This window comes from Pseudomonas sp. Sample_23 (genome assembly GCF_004307595.1).
Taxonomy (GTDB): domain Bacteria; phylum Pseudomonadota; class Gammaproteobacteria; order Pseudomonadales; family Pseudomonadaceae; genus Aquipseudomonas; species Aquipseudomonas atacamensis.
Genome location: NZ_RCNX01000088.1, coordinates 13,220 through 32,825, shown reverse-complemented (window position 1 = coordinate 32,825; position 19,606 = coordinate 13,220). Strand labels below are relative to the sequence as shown.

14 protein-coding genes are annotated in these 19,606 nt (G+C 61.0%); 8 read left to right on the top strand and 6 right to left on the bottom strand.

Annotated elements, in window-relative coordinates; genetic code table 11:
- The first annotated feature begins 86 nt into the window (after positions 1-86).
- Together D8U82_RS23735 and D8U82_RS23730 are read left to right on the top strand one after the other, a co-directional pair.
- Positions 87-767: a heavy metal response regulator transcription factor gene (locus D8U82_RS23735; protein WP_130903103.1), complete on the top strand. Its 681-nt coding sequence runs from the start codon at positions 87-89 to the stop codon at positions 765-767.
- On the top strand, positions 767-2,113 hold the full coding sequence (locus D8U82_RS23730; RefSeq protein WP_130903102.1) for a heavy metal sensor histidine kinase: 1,347 nt from the start codon (positions 767-769) through the stop codon (positions 2,111-2,113). The genes D8U82_RS23735 and D8U82_RS23730 overlap by 1 nt, the downstream gene beginning before the upstream one ends.
- A gap of 39 nt (positions 2,114-2,152) precedes the next feature.
- Here D8U82_RS23730 and D8U82_RS23725 read toward each other — a convergent pair whose 3' ends face one another.
- The 3 genes from D8U82_RS23725 to D8U82_RS23715 form a co-directional block, all read right to left on the bottom strand.
- On the bottom strand, positions 2,153-3,397 hold the full coding sequence (locus D8U82_RS23725; protein WP_024013627.1) for a lipoprotein-releasing ABC transporter permease subunit: 1,245 nt from the start codon (positions 3,395-3,397) through the stop codon (positions 2,153-2,155).
- A gap of 63 nt (positions 3,398-3,460) precedes the next feature.
- Entirely contained in the window at positions 3,461-4,144 is a 684-nt protein-coding gene (lolD, locus tag D8U82_RS23720) for a lipoprotein-releasing ABC transporter ATP-binding protein LolD (RefSeq protein WP_016775477.1), read from the bottom strand.
- 7 nt (positions 4,145-4,151) lie between these two features.
- Positions 4,152-5,402 carry a lipoprotein-releasing ABC transporter permease subunit gene (locus tag D8U82_RS23715; RefSeq protein ID WP_024013629.1) on the bottom strand — a complete coding sequence of 417 codons (1,251 nt, stop codon included), beginning with the start codon at positions 5,400-5,402 and terminating at the stop codon, positions 4,152-4,154.
- Positions 5,403-5,496: 94 nt separating this feature from the next.
- Between D8U82_RS23715 and D8U82_RS23710 the strand changes: the two genes are divergently transcribed.
- Both D8U82_RS23710 and D8U82_RS23705 read left to right on the top strand, forming a co-directional pair.
- Positions 5,497-6,078, top strand: a complete 582-nt coding sequence (locus tag D8U82_RS23710; protein ID WP_016775478.1) for a PilZ domain-containing protein — start codon at positions 5,497-5,499, stop codon at positions 6,076-6,078.
- Positions 6,079-6,092: 14 nt separating this feature from the next.
- Positions 6,093-6,815, top strand: a complete 723-nt coding sequence (locus tag D8U82_RS23705; protein ID WP_008087738.1) for a glycerophosphodiester phosphodiesterase family protein — start codon at positions 6,093-6,095, stop codon at positions 6,813-6,815.
- A 42-nt stretch (positions 6,816-6,857) separates the two neighbouring features.
- On the opposite strand, the gene sthA is transcribed toward D8U82_RS23705, so the two are convergent.
- Together sthA and D8U82_RS23695 are read right to left on the bottom strand one after the other, a co-directional pair.
- Positions 6,858-8,252 carry a Si-specific NAD(P)(+) transhydrogenase gene (gene sthA / locus D8U82_RS23700; RefSeq protein WP_016775479.1) on the bottom strand — a complete coding sequence of 465 codons (1,395 nt, stop codon included), beginning with the start codon at positions 8,250-8,252 and terminating at the stop codon, positions 6,858-6,860.
- 201 nt (positions 8,253-8,453) lie between these two features.
- The gene (locus tag D8U82_RS23695; protein WP_130903101.1) at positions 8,454-9,500 is read right to left on the bottom strand and encodes an FAD:protein FMN transferase; all 1,047 of its coding nucleotides are present in this window, start codon (positions 9,498-9,500) and stop codon (positions 8,454-8,456) included.
- A gap of 75 nt (positions 9,501-9,575) precedes the next feature.
- On the opposite strand from D8U82_RS23695, the gene D8U82_RS23690 reads away from it, so the two are divergent.
- On the top strand, positions 9,576-10,874 hold the full coding sequence (locus D8U82_RS23690) for an MFS transporter (protein ID WP_130903100.1): 1,299 nt from the start codon (positions 9,576-9,578) through the stop codon (positions 10,872-10,874).
- 172 nt (positions 10,875-11,046) lie between these two features.
- Here D8U82_RS23690 and D8U82_RS23685 read toward each other — a convergent pair whose 3' ends face one another.
- A complete protein-coding gene (locus D8U82_RS23685; RefSeq protein ID WP_016775482.1) occupies positions 11,047-12,510 on the bottom strand; it encodes a glyceraldehyde-3-phosphate dehydrogenase in 1,464 nt (487 codons plus the stop codon).
- Positions 12,511-12,864: 354 nt separating this feature from the next.
- Between D8U82_RS23685 and mfd the strand changes: the two genes are divergently transcribed.
- The 3 genes from mfd to D8U82_RS23670 are packed head-to-tail and all read left to right on the top strand — an operon-like array spanning position 12,865 to position 19,593.
- Positions 12,865-16,314: a transcription-repair coupling factor gene (gene mfd, locus D8U82_RS23680; RefSeq protein WP_130903099.1), complete on the top strand. Its 3,450-nt coding sequence runs from the start codon at positions 12,865-12,867 to the stop codon at positions 16,312-16,314.
- A 10-nt stretch (positions 16,315-16,324) separates the two neighbouring features.
- Complete coding sequence (locus tag D8U82_RS23675) at positions 16,325-16,891, top strand: CsiV family protein (protein WP_071173055.1); 567 nt, start codon at positions 16,325-16,327, stop codon at positions 16,889-16,891.
- Positions 16,892-16,902: 11 nt separating this feature from the next.
- Positions 16,903-19,593 (top strand): DEAD/DEAH box helicase, encoded by a 2,691-nt coding sequence (locus D8U82_RS23670; protein ID WP_130903098.1) that lies wholly within the window; start codon positions 16,903-16,905, stop codon positions 19,591-19,593.
- Positions 19,594-19,606 lie beyond the last annotated feature (13 nt).

Here is a 19,606-nt window from a genome sequence, read left to right as displayed (position 1 = left end):
ACAACTTTGTCAGCTTGGCGCTTATCGCCGGATCTCACGGTATAACGCCTTCGCCCTTCCAAATACCAACCCCGCCCGAGTCGCCCATGAAACTGTTGATCGTCGAAGACCAAGCGAAAACCGGCCAATACCTGCGTCAGGGCCTGACCGAGGCCGGATTCAATACCGAGCTGGTGGCTGACGGGATTAGCGGCCAGCAATTGGCCTTGAGCGGCGACTACGCGCTGTTGATCCTCGATGTAATGCTGCCCGGGCGCAGTGGCTGGCAGATTCTCCAAGCGGTGCGCAGCGCCGGCCTCGAAACGCCGGTACTTTTTCTCACCGCCAAAGACGCCGTGGAGGACAGGGTTCACGGCCTCGAACTGGGCGCCGACGATTATCTGGTCAAGCCATTCGCCTTTTCCGAGCTGCTCGCGCGGGTGCGCAGCCTGTTGCGGCGCGGCAGCGCAATCGCCCAGGAAACCAGTCTGCAACTGGCCGATCTGCGCCTGGATCTGATCCGCCGCCGGGTCGAACGCAGCGGCCAGCGCATCGACCTGACCGCCAAGGAATTCGCCCTGCTGGAAATGCTCCTGCGCCGTCAGGGTGAAGTCCTGCCCAAATCGCTGATCGCCTCGCAGGTTTGGGACATGAATTTCGACAGCGACACCAACGTCATCGAAGTGGCGATACGCCGCTTGCGCCTGAAGATCGACGATGACTTCCCCAACAAGTTGATCCACACCGTGCGCGGCATGGGTTACGTGCTCGAAGAGCGTTCGCTGTGATGCGTCGTTGGTCCTTGAGCACGCGCCTGGCACTGTTGTTTGCCGCCTGCACTGCGGTGGTCTCGCTGTTCGCCGGGGTGCTGTTCGACCGCGCCAGCGAGGCGCACTTCATCGAACTCGATCAGCAACAACTGGAGACGAAACTGATCGGTCTGCGCCGCGCCTTGCAGGATCTCCAACCTGCCCAGCGCGAGGCGCGGCTGGCCGATGAACTCAGCCGTCAGGCCGATCTGTCGTTGCGCATTACCAGTGGCGACGGACAACACTGGTATGACAGCTCGGTGCAGATTCCGAAGAATCTGCCACTGCAAACAGGCCTGTCGACCATCAGCCATGACGGTACCGATTACCGCGTGCTGCGCGCCCCGCTCTACCCGGACGCAGCGGATTCGCCACAACTGACGCTGCTGCTGGACATCACCCATCACCAGCATTTTCTTACGCGCATGCAGCATCTGATCTGGCTGACCGTCGGCCTGTCAGCGCTAGCTACCGCCCTGCTCGGGGCCTGGGCGGCGCGCAGCGGTCTGCGCCCGTTGCGGCGGATGAGCGCAGTGGCCCGTGGGATTTCCGCGCAATCGCTGAATGCCCGACTGCCTGAAGAGAAGATGCCACCAGAGCTTGCGGAAATGGCCCACAGCTTCAACGCCATGCTCGCACGCCTCGACGACTCGTTTCAGCGCCTCTCGGCATTCTCCGCCGACATCGCCCATGAGCTGCGCACACCGTTGTCGAATCTGCTGACCCACACCCAGGTCACCCTCACCCGCCCACGCGCACTGGAGGACTACCGCGAAGCGCTGCACAGCAACCTCGAAGAACTGCAATGGATGGCGCAACTGGTCAACGACATGCTCTATCTGGCCAAGGCTGACCACGGCTTGCTGATGCCCAAGCGCGAACCACTGGAGCTGGCGGATGAGGCCGACATGCTGCTGGAGTTTTTTGCGCCACTGGCGGAAGACGCTGGTGTGAGCTTGAGCCGTGAAGGTGAGGCGCAAATCGAAGGTGATCGCGGCATGTTGCGCCGGGCCTTGTCGAATCTGCTGGATAACGCGCTGCGGTTTACCCCGGCCGAGGGTTATGTGCGCTTGAGCATCGTCGACGAGGGGGAGACCGTGCGCGTCTGCGTCGAAAACAGTGGCGAGGGGGTTTCAGCGCAATTACTGCCGCGTCTGTTTGACCGCTTCTATCGAGCGGATCCGGCGCGGCAGGAAGGTAGCAGTGAGCATGCGGGGTTGGGTCTGGCGATCACCCAGTCGATCGTGCGGGCACATGGCGGGACGATTCATTGCGAATCTGAAGCGGGTTGGACGCGGTTTGTAATCGAGTTGCCTCGGACCTGATCGTTCCCACGCTCTGCGTGGGAACGAGCATGGAGTCGCTTACGAATATCTCAAGGCATGCGCCGGTTCGATCTTCGCCGCCCGCCACGCCGGATACACCGTGGCCAGGAAGCTCAGAATGAACCCCGCCGAGCAGATCAACAGCACATCGCCGCCCTGCAGTTCCGAGGGCAGGTTGCTGACGAAATACACGTCCGAACTGAAGATATGCTGGCCGGTCACACGCTCGACCCAGCCGACCAGTTCACTGACATTAAGCGCCGCAATCACGCCCAGCACGCCGCCAATGATGGTGCCGACAATACCGATCACCGTGCCCTGGACCATGAAGATCGCCATGATCTGCCGGGGCGTGGCGCCGATGGTGCGCAGGATGGCGATGTCGGCGCCCTTGTCGTTCACCACCATGATCAGCGTCGCGATGATGTTGAACGCCGCCACCGCGACGATCATCAGCAACAGCAGGCCGATCATGGTTTTTTCCATCTTCATCGCGCTGAACAGGCTGCCCTGGGTGTGGGTCCAGTCGTCAGCCTTGAAGTCAGCGCCGAGGCCACCGGCAATGTCCGCAGACACCTTCGGCGCAGCGTACAGATCCTTGACTGCCAGCCGCACGCTCTGCACCTGATTCGGCTGCCAGTGCTGCATGGTCGCGGCATCGGCGACGTGGATCAGGCCCATCGAGCCGTCCAGCTCGGCGCCGACCTTGAACACGCCCACCACATTCAGGCGCTGCATGCGCGGGGTGATACCGCCCGGCGCGGTGCTGACTTCCGGGACGATCAGAGTGATCTTGTCGCCGACATTGAGGCGGAAACGCCGCGCGGTGATTTCACCGATCACCACACCGAATTCACCCGGCTTCAAGGCATCCAAACGACCCTGGACGATGTGCTGGGCAACGATCGACACCTTGCCTTCCTGGGCCGGATCAACGCCACTGATCTGAATCGGCTGCATCGAACCCTTGTAGGAAAGCATGCCTTCCATCTCGGTGAACGGCACGGCGGCCGTCACTTCGGGATTTTTCATCGCAGCCGCAGCGACCGGCTGCCAGTCGTCGATCGGCTTGACGCCAACGATGGTCGCATGGGGCACCATCCCAAGGATGCGCGAGCTCATCTCGCGCTGGAAGCCATTCATCACCGACAGCACCACGATCATCGCCAGCACGCCGAGGGCGAGGCCGATCATCGAGGTCATCGAAATGAACGAAACAAAGCGATTGCGGCGCTTGGCGCGGGTATAGCGCGTGCCGATAAAGATCGATAACGGTCTGAACATTCGCTGGGGCACCGTGTAGAAATAAAAGACCCGGCACCGTTACGGGCGCCGGGTTTCAGCCAGTCAGATGGGAGTCAGGCAGCCTTCCTGCAGCTGCAGAACGCGATCCATCTGGCGAGCCAGGTTCATGTCGTGCGTCACCACCAGAAACGCCGTGCGCATCGAAGTGCTCAGCTCCAGCATCAGATCCTGAATGCCTTCGGCGGTGTGCAGGTCGAGGTTGCCGGTCGGCTCATCGAGCATCACCAGCCCCGGGTTGTTGACCAGGGCACGGGCGATGGCCACGCGCTGACGCTCGCCGCCGGACAGTTCCGCCGGTTTGTGTTCCAGACGATGGCCCAGACCGACACGCTCCAGTAATGCCGTGGCACGCTGGCGCGCCTCCGGGATGGCGGTCTTGCCGATCAACAGCGGCATGCAGACGTTTTCCAGCGCGGTGAATTCCGGCAGCAAATGGTGAAACTGATAAACGAAACCAAGCGCGCGATTGCGCAGCAGGCCACGCTTTTTCTCGCTTAATGCCGACAGCTCTTCGCCGTCGAGCCAGACACTGCCTTTGCTCGGCGTATCGAGACCGCCGAGCAGGTTGAGCAAAGTGCTTTTGCCGGAACCGGATTTACCCACGATCGCCACACGTTCGCCCGGGTGCAACTCCAGTTGCAGGCCGGCCAGCACTTGTACCGACTCAGGACCCTCCTCGTAGGATTTGCCCAGGTTACGGCAGCTCAGAATTGCTTGTTCACTCATGCCCGACTCACTCATAACGTAACGCCTCCGCCGGCTGGGTGCGCGCGGCACGCCAGGCGGGATACAGGGTGGCGAGGAAACTCAGGACCAACGCAGCGGCGCAGACCATGACGACGTCCTGGCTCTGTACCTGCGAAGGAAGATAATCAATGAAATACACGTCAGCATTAAGAAACTTGTGGCCGATCAGCCCTTCAAGCGCCGAAATGGCCGCACTGACATTCAGTGCCGCGAGGATCCCGACCACCGCGCCGATCGCCGTGCCGACCACGCCGATCACTGTGCCCTGAACCATGAACGTGCGCATGATCGTGCCCGGAGTGGCGCCAAGGGTGCGCAGAATGGCGATGTCGCCCTTCTTGTCGTTCACCACCATCACCAGCGTCGAAATGATGTTGAACGCGGCAACGGCAACGATCAGCAGCAACAGCAGACCGATCATGGCTTTTTCCATGCGGATCGCTTGATACAGGTTGCCGTGGGTGCGCGTCCAGTCGCGGGCGTAGTAACGATCTTCGCCGAGCTGCTGGGCGATGTTCCACGCCTCGCGCGGGGCTTGGAACAGGTCGTCGAACTTCAGCCGCAGGCCTTGCACCTGATCGGCTTTCCAGCGGTGCATTTTCGCCAGATCCTGCAGATTGGTCACGCCGAGGTAGCCGTCGAGCTCACCGGCGCCGACATGGAAAATGCCGACCACGGTGAAGCGCTTCATGCGCGGGAACATGCCGGCCGGGGTCACACTGACCTCCGGCGCGACGAAGGTGACCTTGTCACCGATGCCGACGCCGAGCTTGGTCGCCGCCTTGTCGCCGATGACGATGCCGAAGCTGCCCGGTGTCAGGTCGTCGAGTTTGCCCTGCTTCATGAAGTTGTCGATGATCGACACATTGCGCTCGAGCGCAGGATCAATGGCATTGAGCAACACCTTGGAAACCTGACCGTTGTTGGTCAGCAGGCCCTGCATCTGGGTGAACGGCGCCACCGCCGTCACCTGCCGGTTCTGCTTGACCTTGTCGGCCAGGCTCTGCCAGTCATTGATCGGCTCGCCGGTCTCGAGAGTAGCGTGGGGCACCATGCCCAACACGCGGGTGCGCATCTCATGATCGAAGCCGTTCATCACCGACAGCACGACGATCATCACGACCACGCCAAGGGCGAGCCCGATCATCGAAGTCAGGGAAATGAATGACACAAAATGATTGCGACGCTTTGCACGGGTATAACGCGTGCCGATAAATACGAAGAGAGGTCTGAACATGTCGGGGCTTGTTCGGAGGGAAAAGGAACGTCCTTGTGGCGGGGGTCGAAAACCAGCTTTACACTCAGACCACCGCCGCTACCATGGGTTCGCCATGTCGACATTAGATGAAGAAGATCGCCGCGAATACTACCGTATCGAGGACACGATCGCACTGGAAATTCGGCCCCTGTCCGCTCCCGAAGCCGCAGGCCAGGAAGTGTTGCAGGATGCTTCCCCACTCTTCAACCTGCTCAGCGAACTGCACCTGAGCGAATTCGAGTCGCAGCACCTGTTGCGGCAGATCAGCGAGCGCGACCGCGCCATCGCCGCGTTCCTCAAATCGCAGAACAAACGCATCGACCTGCTCAGCCAGGTCATCGCCCTGACCGTGCTCGGCCACATCGGCGAGCCGCAGCCGGTGATCATCTCCGAGGGCGGGATCGACTTTCAGTACCCGACCCCGATTGCCACCGGCGCACACCTGTCGGTGAAACTGGTACTGATGCCGCAGGCGCTTGGCCTGCTGCTGCGTGCCCGGGTCACCCATTGCGATCCCAAGGGCGATGGCTATGACGTCGGCACCGAGTTCGAGCGCCCGACCGATGCCCAGCGCCAATTGCTCGCTCGCTACATCTTGCAGAAGCAGGCTCAGGAACGCCGTCTGGCCCGCGAACAGAACGAATCTGGCATTTAACTTAAGGAAGCACCGTGACCCTCATCTACGGCCACCGCGGCGCCAAGGGCGAAGCACCGGAAAACACCCTGAGCAGCTTTCAGGAATGCCTCAAGCACGGCGTGCGCCGCTGCGAACTGGATCTGCACCTGTCCAAGGACGGCGAGCTGATGGTCATCCATGACCCGACCCTCAAGCGCACCACCGACCGTCGCGGCAAAGTCGTCGAGCACACCGCTGCCGAGCTGGTCACCTACGACGCGCGCAAGGGCGGCCCGGGCTGGATCAAGCCGTGCCCGATTCCAACGCTGGAAGAGTTGTTCGAGCAATGTGATTTCGAGCACTGGCAGCTGGAAGTCAAAAGCGCATCACGCACCCGCGCGGCGACTACCGTGCTGGCGATTCGGGAAATGGCTCAGCGCCACGGCCTGCTCGACAAGGTGACGATCACTTCGAGTTCGCGGGAAGTCTTGAAGGCAGCGCTGGATCTGGTACCCGACGTATCCCGTGGCCTGGTGGCCGAATATGCCTGGCTCGATCCGCTGAAAGTCGCGGCGAGCTACGGCTGCGAGATTCTCGCCTTGAACTGGACGCTGTGTACGCCGGAACGCCTGCAGAAGGCGCAGCGTCAGGGCCTGCATGTGTCGGTGTGGACCGTCAACGAGCCTGCGCTGATGCGCAGACTCGCCGACTTCGGCGTTGACAGCCTGATTACAGACTTTCCCGGTTTGGCCACTGCCACCCTTGAGAATTGCTGAAATCGGTCTCCCCGGCCGGCTCAGGCCACCGGCCGGAGCCCGTCAAAAAAGCCGGTTGAGGCCGTCGTACGCCGCGACCCGATAGGCTTCGGCCATGGTCGGGTAGTTGAACGTGGTGTTGACGAAATACTTCAGCGTATTCAGCTCACCCGGCTGGTTCATGATCGCCTGACCGATGTGCACGATCTCCGACGCCTGATAACCGAAGCAGTGCACGCCGAGCACTTCCAGCGTTTCGCGGTGGAAGAGGATCTTCAGCATGCCCTGCGGCTCGCCGGCAATCTGCGCCCGAGCCATGCTCTTGAAGAAGGCCTTGCCGACTTCGTACGGCACTTTCGCCTGGGTCAGCTCCTGCTCGTTCTTGCCGATCGAGCTGATCTCCGGAATGGTGTAGATGCCGGTCGGCACGTCATTGACGAAGCGCCAGCTGCCATTGTCGACGATGCTGCCAGCGGCGGAACGACCCTGGTCATGGGCGGCACTGGCCAGGCTTGGCCAGCCGATCACGTCACCGGCACCGTAGATGTTCTCCACGCAGGTGCGGTAGTTCTGGTCGACTTCGATCTGGCCACGGCTGTTGACCTTGACCCCGATGTTTTCCAGACCCAGCGTGTCGGTGTTGCCGGTACGGCCGTTGCACCAGAGCAAGGCGTCGGCCTTGATCTTCTTGCCGGATTTCAGGTGCAGGATCACGCCGTTGTCCACGCCTTCGACGCGGTCGTACTCTTCGTTATGACGCACGGTGATGTTGTTGTTGCTGAAGTGGTAGCTCAACGCCTGGGAAATTTCCGAGTCGAGGAAGCTCAGCAACTGGCCACGGTTGTCGACCAGCTCGACCAGCACACCCAGACCACTGAAGATCGATGCGTATTCGCAACCGATCACACCAGCGCCGTAAACGATCAGTTTGCGCGGGGTGTGGCCGAGGCTGAGGATGGTGTCGCTATCGTAGATACGCGGGTGGTGGAAATCGATGTCCGCCGGGCGATACGGACGCGAACCGGTGGCGATGATGATGTGCTTGGCCACCAGTTTTTCCACCACACCGTTGCCGCAGACCACTTCGATGGTTTGCTCGTCGGCGAAGCTGCCGGTGCCGAAGAACACGTCGACGCGGTTACGGGCGTAGTAGCCGGTGCGCGATGCGACTTGTTTGGAAATGACTTTTTCGGCGCTTTTCAACACGTCCGGGAAGGAGAACCAGCGTGGCTCGCCGATCGCGCGGAACATCGGGTTGGTGTTGAACTGCATGATCTGCCGCACCGAGTGACGCAGTGCCTTGGACGGGATGGTGCCGAGGTGGGTGCAGTTGCCGCCGACCTGGCGACGGCTGTCGACCATCGCGACCTTGCGCCCCGCTTTGGCGGCGTTCATTGCCGCGCCTTCTCCCGCCGGGCCGGAACCCAGTACCACCACGTCGTAGTTGTAGACAGCCATGCGTACTCCTCAGAACAGGCCGCGGTGCCAGCAGCACCGGCGGCTAAATCACGCCGAACGGCGGCGCGAAGGAACAATTGGGGGCCAGTGAAGAACCCGGACACAGTCTATAGAAGCGTCAACGCCGCGCACATTAACCCTTGGTCGCGTCGTAGGCTACTTTTGCCTGCACTACAACGCCAGCTTTCGTCTTGTCTTCGGTCAGTTTTTTTCACCGACAAGCTGCGCAAATGCCTGACTGCTGCGGGTGACGAAACCTGTATCGGCACGCAGGACAAAGAATGCAGCAATGTCATGCTTTTGGGCATAGTCCCGCGCCCTTTCCGGCCCGAGAATCAGCAACAGCGTCGATAGTCCATCGGCCATCAACGCTGAAGGATGAATCACCGTGACTGACGCCAGATCATGTAGGACCGGTCGCCCGCTGCGTGCATCGAAGGTGTGGGAATAACGCCGACCGTCCTGCAGAAAATAATGGCGGTAGTCACCGGAGGTGGACACGCCGTAGCCATCGACATCGATAATCCGCTCGGCCACTTGCTGGTCATCGCGAGGCTCTTCGAGAGCGATGCGCCACGCTGAACCATCCGGCTTCTTGCCCCGGGCTTTGAGTTCGCCCGTGGCTTCGACCAGATAATTGTCGATGCCCATGCCCTGCAATCTGGCGGCGATGGCATCCACGGCGTAACCGGCGGCAATACTGTTGAAGTCGACTTCGACGGCGGCGTCCTTGCACAACTGCTCGCCGTCGATGCGCAGATGCTGATGACCGACTCGCTGCATGACCTCGGCCACAGCGGCCGCATCAGGGATCTTTTCTTCGCGTCCTTGCGGGCCGAATCCCCAGAGGTCCAGCAGCGGTTCCACGGTCAGGTCGTAGGAGCCTTCGCTTTGCGTTGAAAGCTGTTCGCCGATGCGGACCAATTCGAGCACCGCTGCCGGCATGGCTTGGCAGCTATCGGCGGGCAAGGCGTTGAAACGTTCGATGGCGGAGTCACTTCGGTAAGTCGACAGCTGTTGATCGACTTCACCGAGGATGGCCTGCACTTCGCCGCGCACCCGCGCAGGATCGGCGCCCCCGGCGTGGCGCACGTACTTGACCGACCAGGTGCTGCCCATGGTCGAACCGCCAACCTGTTCCAGGGAATCGCCGGTGCCGCAGCCGCCGATTGCCACCGCCAAGACCACAGGCCCCCACCAGCGTCCAGTTAACAATTCTTCATCTCCCCGCAAAACCACGGCGGCCATTATGAACTACAAGCGCCCGCTCGCTTCCCCATGGCTGCAACGCCTTTATACAAAATTGAACAGTGAGTACCTCCCATGTCCTCCACCACGGGCAAAGGCAAAGCGATCTTTCGCGTTGTCAGCGGCAACTTCCTCGAAATGTTCGACTTCATGGTCTACGGCTTCTATGCCACGGCCATCGCCAAAACCTTCTTCCCCACCGACAGCGCCTTCGCTTCGCTGATGCTGTCGCTGGCGACCTTCGGCGCCGGCTTCCTGATGCGCCCGCTGGGGGCAATTTTCCTCGGCGCCTATATCGACCGTCACGGACGGCGCAAAGGGCTGATCATCACTTTGGCGATGATGGCCGCCGGTACGGTGCTGATTGCCTGCGTGCCCGGTTACGCGACGCTCGGCGTCGCCGCACCGCTACTGGTGTTGTTCGGCCGCCTGCTGCAAGGCTTCTCGGCGGGCGTGGAATTGGGCGGCGTGTCGGTGTATCTGGCGGAAATTTCTACGCCGGGGCGTAAAGGCTTTTTCGTCAGTTGGCAGTCCGCCAGCCAACAGGCAGCCGTGGTGTTCGCTGGCTTGCTCGGCGTTGCTCTGAATCACTGGCTGAGTCCGGAGCAAATGGGCGAATGGGGCTGGCGCGTGCCGTTTCTGATTGGCTGCATGATCGTGCCGGTGATTTTCTTCATCCGTCGCTCGCTGGAAGAAACTCCGGAATTCCAAGCGCGCACCCACCGCCCTACCCTCGGCGAGATCGTCCGCTCGATCGGCCAGAACTTCGGCATCGTCATTGCCGGCATGGCGCTGGTGGTGATGACCACGGTTTCGTTCTACCTGATCACTGCGTACACGCCGACGTTCGGCAAGGCCGAGTTGCATCTGTCGGACCTCGACGCCTTGCTGGTGACGGTGTGCATCGGCTTGTCGAATTTCTTCTGGCTACCGGTGATGGGCGCGGTATCCGACAAGATCGGCCGAAAACCCTTACTGCTGACAGCGACGATTCTGGCGATCCTCACGGCGTATCCGGCGCTGTCGTGGCTGGTGGCGAACCCCAGCTTCAGCCATTTGCTGATTGTCGAACTGTGGCTGTCGTTCCTTTATGGCTCGTACAACGGCGCGATGGTGGTGGCGCTGACCGAGATCATGCCGGTGGAAGTGCGCACGACCGGTTTCTCGCTGGCGTACAGCCTGGCGACGGCGACGTTCGGCGGCTTTACCCCGGCGGCGTGTACCTACCTGATTCATGTGCTGGACAACAAGGCAGCACCGGGGATCTGGCTCAGTGGCGCGGCGGTGTTGGGGTTGATTGCGACGTTGGTATTGTTCCGTGGCAACCGGCATGAGTTGCGCACGGCGCAGGCTTCGGTAGCCAGCGGCGCCTGACAGAATGCTTTCGCGAGCAGGCTCGCTCCCACAGAAGATTGTGAACGACACTGATCCAGTGTGGGAGCGAGCCTGCTCGCGAAGAGGCCGGCAAGGACACAGAAGATCCAACAGGCCCACAAACAAAAACGCCCCGACAAAATGCCGGGGCGTTTTCATTCAAGCCTGAGGCTTAGCGCGGGAACGCTGGCGGATTCACATCAGCCATGTCTTCCATTACGCGAACTACCTGGCAGCTGTAGCCGAACTCGTTGTCGTACCAAACGTACAGAACGACGCGGTTGTCCTGCACGATGGTCGCTTCAGCGTCGACCACACCAGCGTGACGCGAGCCAACGAAGTCGGTCGACACCACTTCCTGCGAATTGACGAAGTCGATCTGCTTGTGCAGCTCAGAGTGCAGCGCCATGTAGCGCAGGTACTCGTTCATCTCTTCACGGGTGGCGGCTTTCTCAAGGTTGAGGTTGAGAATGGCCATCGACACGTTTGGCGTCGGCACACGGATCGCGTTACCGGTCAGCTTGCCGGCCAATTCAGGCAGAGCCTTGGCAGCAGCGGTAGCGGCGCCCGTCTCGGTGATCACCATGTTCAGCGCGGCGCTGCGGCCACGGCGATCGCCCTTGTGGAAGTTGTCGATCAGGTTCTGGTCGTTGGTGTACGAGTGAACGGTTTCGACGTGACCGTTGATGATGCCGAACTTGTCGTTGACCGCTTTGAGCACCGGCACGATGGCGTTGGTGGTGCAGGAAGCAGCCGAGACGATCTTGTCGTCAGCGGTGATTTCACCGTGGTTGATGCCGTGAACGATGTTCTTCAGCTTGCCCTTGCCAGGCGCGGTCAGAACAACGCGGTCGATGCCCGGGCACGCCAGGTGCTGACCCAGGCCATCGGCGTCACGCCATACACCGGTGTTGTCCACCAGCAGCGCGTCTTTGATGCCGTACTGGGTGTAATCCACCTCGGTCGGGTTCTTCGCGTAGATCACCTGGATCAGGTTACCGTTGGCGGTGATGGTGTTGTTTTCTTCGTCGATGGTAATGGTGCCGTTGAACGAACCGTGCACCGAATCGCGACGCAGCAGGCTGGCGCGCTTGGTCAGGTCGTTCTCGGCGCCTTTGCGCACGACGATGGCGCGCAGACGCAGGCCGTCGCCACCACCGGTTTTCTCGATCAGGATGCGCGCCAGCAGACGGCCGATACGACCGAAGCCGTAAAGAACAACGTCGGTGCCTTTGCGGGCCGAAGCGTTCTGCTGGCCAACCACGTCAGCCATCTCTTCACGCACGAACTGCTCGGCGCTGCGGCCGTTGCCTTCATTGCGGAATTTGAACGCCAGCTTGCCCAGATCCACCGACGCCGCGCCGAGCTTGAGCTCGCTCATGGCCTTGAGCAGTGGGAATGTTTCGTGGACGGAGAGTTCGCTGTCGTCCGAAGAACGGTGGCGAGCAAAGCGGTGAGCTTTGAGAATCGCGATGACAGACTGGTTGATCAGGCTGCGGCCATAGATCGAGCTAACCACGTTGTTATTGCGGTAGAGCTGACCGATAAGCGGGATCATCGCTTCTGCGAGTGCTTCACGGTCGATCCATTCACCAAGACACTGGTCGGGCTTCTGAGTCACGGTAACCTTCCACATGTAGGGGCAGAAAAAAGGGGCTACATTATGCCGCCGACAAGCCCTTTCAGCAATGCGCGCTTGTCGCGCAATCGGTAACAAATTCCCGTTCAAAAAATTTACGCCTTTCTCCAGCCCAGTAAAACCGGGGCTTTCAGCGCAGTCAATTTTTCGACGACTGTTAGACGATGTCTGTAACCCTCCGTAACACCACCCGGTTTCGGCACTACATAACCATGAAAAAAGTGCTCGTTTTTATGGTTACCACTACATTTCGTCCAAACCATGAAGATAGACGCAGTCTGCAACTGACAGGCGGCACCGGAGGCCGCTACAATTACCGACTTTGTCGCAACGCCTGGAGCTCAACCTTCCGTGCCTGTTCTGCGTCTACCGCTACTCCCTGCCGAAGCAGGTAAACAGCACTGGGGCAATCTGCCCGGTGCCGCCCTCAGCCTGGCGATTGCCGAGGCTGCCAGCGCTGCCAAGCGCTTTACCCTGCTGCTGACCGCCGACAGCCAAAGCGCCGAACGGCTGGAACAGGAGCTGAGTTTCTTCGCCCCGGATTTGCCCGTACTGCATTTCCCCGACTGGGAAACCCTGCCCTACGACCTGTTCTCGCCGCACCAGGACATCATCTCCCAGCGCATCGCCAGCCTGTATCGCCTGCCGGAACTGGCCCACGGCGTGCTGGTGGTTCCGATCACCACCGCTTTGCATCGCTTGGCGCCGACCAAATTCCTCCTCGGCAGCAGCCTGGTGCTGGACATCGGCCAGAAGCTCGACGTCGAACAGATGCGCGCACGGCTCGAAGCCAGCGGCTATCGCTATGTCGACACGGTGTACGAGCACGGCGAGTTCACCGTACGCGGCGCGCTGATCGACCTGTTCCCGATGGGCAGCAAACTGCCGTATCGCATCGACCTGTTCGACGACGAAATAGAAACCCTGCGCACCTTCGATCCGGAAACCCAGCGCTCGATCGACAAGGTCGAGTCGGTCAAGCTGCTGCCGGCCCGCGAGTTTCCATTGCAGAAAGACGCAGTCACCCGCTTCAAGGCGCGTTTCCGTGAGCGCTTTGACGTCGATTTTCGCCGCTGCCCGATCTTTCAAGATTTAAGCAGCGGTATCACCCCGGCCGGCATCGAGTACTACCTGCCGCTGTTCTTCGACGAAACTTCGACGCTGTTCGATTACCTGCCTCAGGACACACAAGTGTTTTCGCTGCCGGGCATCGAGCAAGCGGCGGAAAACTTCTGGAACGACGTGCGCAATCGTTACGAAGAACGCCGCGTCGATCCTTCGCGTCCTTTATTGCCACCGGCCGAACTGTTCCTGCCGGTAGAAGATTGCTTCGCGCGTCTGAAGAATTGGCCGCGAGTCGTCGCCAGTCAGCAAGACGTTGAAAGGGGTGTCGGCCGTGAACGATTCCCGGCGCACGCGCTGCCGGATCTGGCCATCGAAGCCAAAGCCACGCAACCACTGGCGGCGCTGGCCGGTTTCCTCGAAGAATTCCCCGGTCGCGTGCTGTTCACCGCCGAATCGGCGGGTCGTCGCGAAGTCCTGCTGGAACTGTTGGAACGCCTGAAGTTGCGGCCGAAAACCGTCGACAGCTGGCCAGACTTCGTTGCCAGCAAGGATCGTCTGGCGATCACTATCGCCCCGCTCGACGAAGGTCTGCTGCTCGACGACCCGGCGCTGGCGCTGGTGGCGGAAAGTCCGCTGTTCGGCCAACGGGTCATGCAACGTCGTCGCCGCGAGAAGCGCAGCGACGTCAGCAACGATGCGGTAATCAAGAACCTCACCGAACTGCGTGAAGGCGCGCCGGTGGTGCATATCGATCACGGCGTCGGCCGCTACCTTGGCCTGACAATTCTGGAAATCGACAATCAGGCCGCCGAATTCCTCACCCTCGAATACGCCGAGAACGCCAAGCTTTACGTGCCGGTGGCCAACCTGCACCTGATCGCGCGCTACACCGGCAGCGACGATTCGCTCGCGCCGTTGCATCGCCTCGGCTCGGAAACCTGGCAGAAAGCCAAGCGCAAAGCCGCCGAGCAGGTGCGTGACGTCGCCGCCGAATTGCTCGACATTTATGCCCGTCGCGCCGCCCGCGAAGGTTATGCCTTCGCCGATCCGAAGGCCGATTACGCGACGTTCAGCGCCGGTTTCCCGTTCGAAGAAACACCCGATCAGCAAGCCACCATCGAGGCCGTGCGCGAAGACATGCTCGCGCCGAAACCGATGGATCGCCTGGTCTGCGGCGACGTTGGCTTCGGCAAGACCGAAGTGGCCATGCGCGCCGCGTTCATCGCCGTGCACGGCGGGCGTCAGGTGGCGATTCTGGTGCCGACCACCCTGCTCGCCCAGCAGCACTACAACAGTTTCCGCGACCGCTTCGCCGACTGGCCGGTGACGGTCGAAGTGATGAGTCGATTCAAATCGGCCAAGGAAGTCAACGCGGCGATCGCCGATCTTGCGGAAGGCAAGATCGACATTGTCATCGGCACGCACAAGCTGCTGTCCGACGACGTGAAGATCAAAAACCTCGGGCTGGTGATCATCGACGAAGAACACCGTTTTGGCGTACGCCAGAAAGAACAGCTCAAGGCCCTGCGCAGCGAAGTCGACATCCTCACCCTGACTGCGACGCCGATTCCGCGCACGCTGAACATGGCGGTGTCGGGCATGCGCGATCTGTCGATCATCGCCACGCCGCCAGCGCGTCGCCTGTCGGTGCGCACCTTCGTCATGGAACAGAACAAGAGCACGGTCAAAGAGGCCCTGCTGCGTGAACTGCTGCGTGGCGGTCAGGTTTACTACCTGCACAACGATGTGAAGACCATCGAAAAATGCGCCGCCGACCTCGCCGAACTGGTGCCGGAAGCGCGCATCGGTATCGGCCACGGGCAGATGCGCGAACGTGAACTCGAACAGGTGATGAGCGACTTCTACCACAAGCGCTTCAACGTGCTGATCGCCTCGACCATCATCGAGACCGGCATCGACGTGCCGAGCGCCAACACCATCATCATCGAACGCGCCGACAAGTTCGGCCTGGCCCAGCTGCACCAGTTGCGTGGTCGTGTCGGCCGCAGTCACCACCAGGCTTACGCCTACCTGCTGACGCCGCCGCGCCAGCAGATCACTTCCGACGCGGAAAAGCGTCTGGAAGCGATCGCCAATACCCAGGACCTCGGCGCCGGTTTCGTGCTGGCCACCAACGACCTGGAAATCCGTGGCGCCGGCGAACTGCTCGGCGATGGTCAGAGCGGGCAGATTCAGGCCGTCGGTTTCACCCTGTACATGGAAATGCTCGAGCGCGCGGTGAAGTCGATCCGCAAGGGCGAGCAGCCGAACCTCGATCAACCGCTGGGCGGCGGCCCGGAAGTCAATCTGCGGGTGCCGGCGCTGATTCCGGAAGATTACCTGCCGGATGTACATGCGCGGTTGATTCTGTATAAACGCATCGCCTCGGCCACCGACGAGGAAGGCCTCAAGGACCTGCAGGTGGAGATGATCGACCGCTTCGGTCTGTTGCCGGAGCCGACCAAGAACCTGGTGCGCATCACCGCGCTGAAATTGCAGGCGGAAAAGCTCGGCATCAAGAAAGTCGACGGCGGGCCGCAAGGCGGACGTATCGAGTTCGAAGCGCAGACGCCGGTTGACCCGATGACCCTGATCAAGCTGATCCAGACGCAGCCCAAGCGCTACAAGTTCGAAGGCGCGACGATGTTTAAATTCCAGGTGCCGATGGAGCGCCCGGAAGAACGTTTCAATACTGTCGAGGCGCTGTTTGAGCGTCTCATCCCGAAATCCGCTTGAAGGACGCCCGATGCGCCTGTTCCGCTCTCTGACTTTGTTGCTTGCACTTGCAGCACCGACGGCGTTTGCCGATGACACCTATCAGGTCGAAATGATCCTGGTGCGCCAGAATGCTGTCCCGGCCATCGTCAGCCGCGCCGCCCCGGAAGACTGGGCCGCAGGCGCCCAGCGTCTGGGCAGCGACAGCCAGCGCACCCCAGCGCTGAATGATGTGGTGAGCAAACTCACCGCCAGCGGCGAGTACACCGTGCTGATGCACAAAGCCTGGCAGCAGAGCCTCGGCGAAGCGCCGGCGAAAGTCGCAGTGAGCGAAGGTCAGGAGCAGTTCGGCCAGTTCCCGATTGAGGGCACGCTGGAAATGAAACTCGGCCGCTTCACCGACGTGACCGCCGATTTCTGGGTCAATCAGATCGACGCCAATGGCCTGGTCACTGCCAGTGAGCGCCTGCGTCAGGACAGCCACACCAAGAACGGCCAGCTCAATTACCTCGACAACGGCCACCTGGCCCTGCTGATCAAGATCACTTCCCTGACCGCGCCAGCGCCTCGCGAAGCGCCTGAAGTCGTGCCGGACTGATCGAAGTCCTTATGCCGCCGCCCCTGAGCAAACCGCTGGCCCCGTCGTGGGTCAGCCGATTCAAAGAACAGAGTCTGGAGCGCGGCCGCCGCTACGCTTTGGAGAATCGGGTGCGCATCGCCCAGGTCGGCGATGCGACTATCACCGCCAGTTGCGAAGGCTCCGGCGGCAGTGTTTACCGGCAAACCATCCATCTGCGCGAGTCAGCCAAAGCGACGCTGTTGCTGGTCGACGCCACCTGCACCTGCCCGGTGCGCAGCAATTGCAAACATTGCGCGGCGGTGCTGCTGAAAATCCAGGAAACCCTCGACTACCCCGCCGCCGCGAAAGATGCCGAGCTGCTGGAGAAGCTCCAGGCCGTGCTGGAAAACCGCGGCCCGAAAGCGCCACCGCAAGTGCTGGTGGACAACGTGCAGCCGGTGCCGCGCCTGTGGCTGGCGAGCGTCGAGTTCAGCGCCTTCGAGCCGCGCAACGGCAAGATGCAGCGCTACATTCAGCATCGTGCGGCGCTGTCGTTCAGCTATCTGGACGAATACGTCAGCGGGCAAAAACACAGCGATATCCTGATCCGTCAGGAAGCCCAGACCCTGCGGATAAAACGTCATCCGGACGTCGAACAGTCCTACCGCGAACAGTTGCGCATCCTCGGTTTCCGCATCGCCACCCGGCAGAGCAAAGCGCTGCCGGAAAGCGCCGGCGAACTCTACGAGATGGTCAACGACAGCGCCTGGCTGACCTTCACGCTCAATGACTTGCCGAAGTTGCGCAGCCAGGGCTGGGAGTTGCAGATCGATGAGGAATTCGGTTTCGACCTGACCGCCGTCGACGACTGGTACGCCACCGTCGAACAGGCGCCGGAGCGCGACTGGTTTGATCTGGAGCTGGGCATCATTGTCAACGGCGAACGCCTGAGCCTGCTGCCGATCCTGCTGAATCTGATGCGCTCGCACACCGAGATCCTCAACCCGGAACGCCTCGCCCGGCGTCGCGATGACGAGCTGATTCTGGTGAACATTCCGCAACGCAGCAGCGAGCATGGGCCGTTGCAAGTGGCGCTGCCCCTCGGTCGCCTGAAGCCGGTATTGATGACCTTGGGCGAGTTCTATTTGCAGGAGCCGGGCGAAACCACCCTGCGCCTGAGCAAGGCTGACGCCACCCGGCTCAATTCGCTGGAAGGCCTGCCGCTGTTGTGGGAAGGCGGCGAGCAGATCCGCACCTTCGCCCAGCGCCTGCGCGACATCCGCGATTTCACGGCCGAAGCGCCGCAAGGTCTGAATGCAACGCTGCGCCCGTATCAGCTCGAAGGTTTGAGCTGGATGCAATCGCTGCGGCAACTGGAGGTCGGCGGGATTCTTGCGGATGACATGGGCCTGGGCAAAACCCTACAGACCCTGGCGCATATTCTCAGCGAGAAGAACGCCGGACGCCTCGATCGTCCGTGCATGGTGGTGATGCCGACCAGCCTGATTCCGAACTGGCTAGATGAAGCGGCGCACTTCACCCCGCAACTGAAAGTGCTCGCCCTGTATGGCGCCACGCGCAAGAAACACTTCGACAATCTGGCCGACTTCGACCTGATCCTCACCACCTACGCCCTGCTGCCCAAGGACCTCGAGCGCTTGGCCAAACAGCCGTTGCACGTGCTGGTGCTGGACGAAGCGCAATACATCAAGAACCCCAACAGCAAAGCCGCGCAGGCCGCCCGCGAGCTGAACGCGCGCCAGCGCCTGTGCCTCAGCGGCACGCCGCTGGAAAACCACTTGGGCGAGCTGTGGTCGCTGTTCCACTTCCTGCTGCCGGGCTGGCTCGGCGACGTGAAAAGCTTCAATGCCGATTACCGTGTGCCGATCGAAAAGCGCGGCAGTGAAGTCAGACTGCAACACCTCAACGGTCGGATAAAACCGTTTCTGCTGCGCCGCACCAAAGAGCAGGTCGCCACCGAGCTGCCGCCGAAAACCGAAATCATCCACTGGGTCGAACTCAACGAAGCGCAGCGCGACGTGTACGAGACCATGCGCCTGGCGATGGACAAGAAAGTCCGTGACGAGATCACTCGCAAAGGCGTGGCACGCAGCCAGATCATCATTCTCGAAGCATTGCTCAAGCTGCGCCAGGTCTGCTGCGATCTACGCCTGGTCAACGACGCCACCCTGCCCACACGCGGCAGCACCTCGGGCAAGCTCGACAGCCTGATGGAAATGCTTGAGGAGTTGTTCGAGGAAGGCCGGCGGATTCTGCTGTTTTCGCAATTCACTTCGATGCTGACATTGATCGAAGAGGAACTGAAAAAACGCAAGATCGCTTACGCCCTCCTCACTGGCCAGACCCGCGACCGGCGCACACCGGTGAAGGAATTCCAGAGCGGCACGCGTCAGATTTTTCTGATCAGCCTGAAGGCCGGTGGCGTCGGCTTGAACCTGACCGAAGCCGATACGGTGATTCACTACGACCCGTGGTGGAACCCGGCAACCGAGAATCAGGCGACTGACCGGGCCTATCGAATCGGCCAGGAGAAACCGGTGTTCGTCTACAAGATGATTGCCCGGGGCACAGTGGAAGAGAAGATTCAGCACCTGCAGAAGGAAAAGTCAGACCTGGCAGCGGGCGTGCTCGATGGGCGCAAGGCCGGGGACTGGAAGTTGCAGAGCGATGATATTGAAGCGCTGTTTGCGCCGTTGCCGGACAAGATCGACAAGCGCTGAAAGCGGCGTTGCT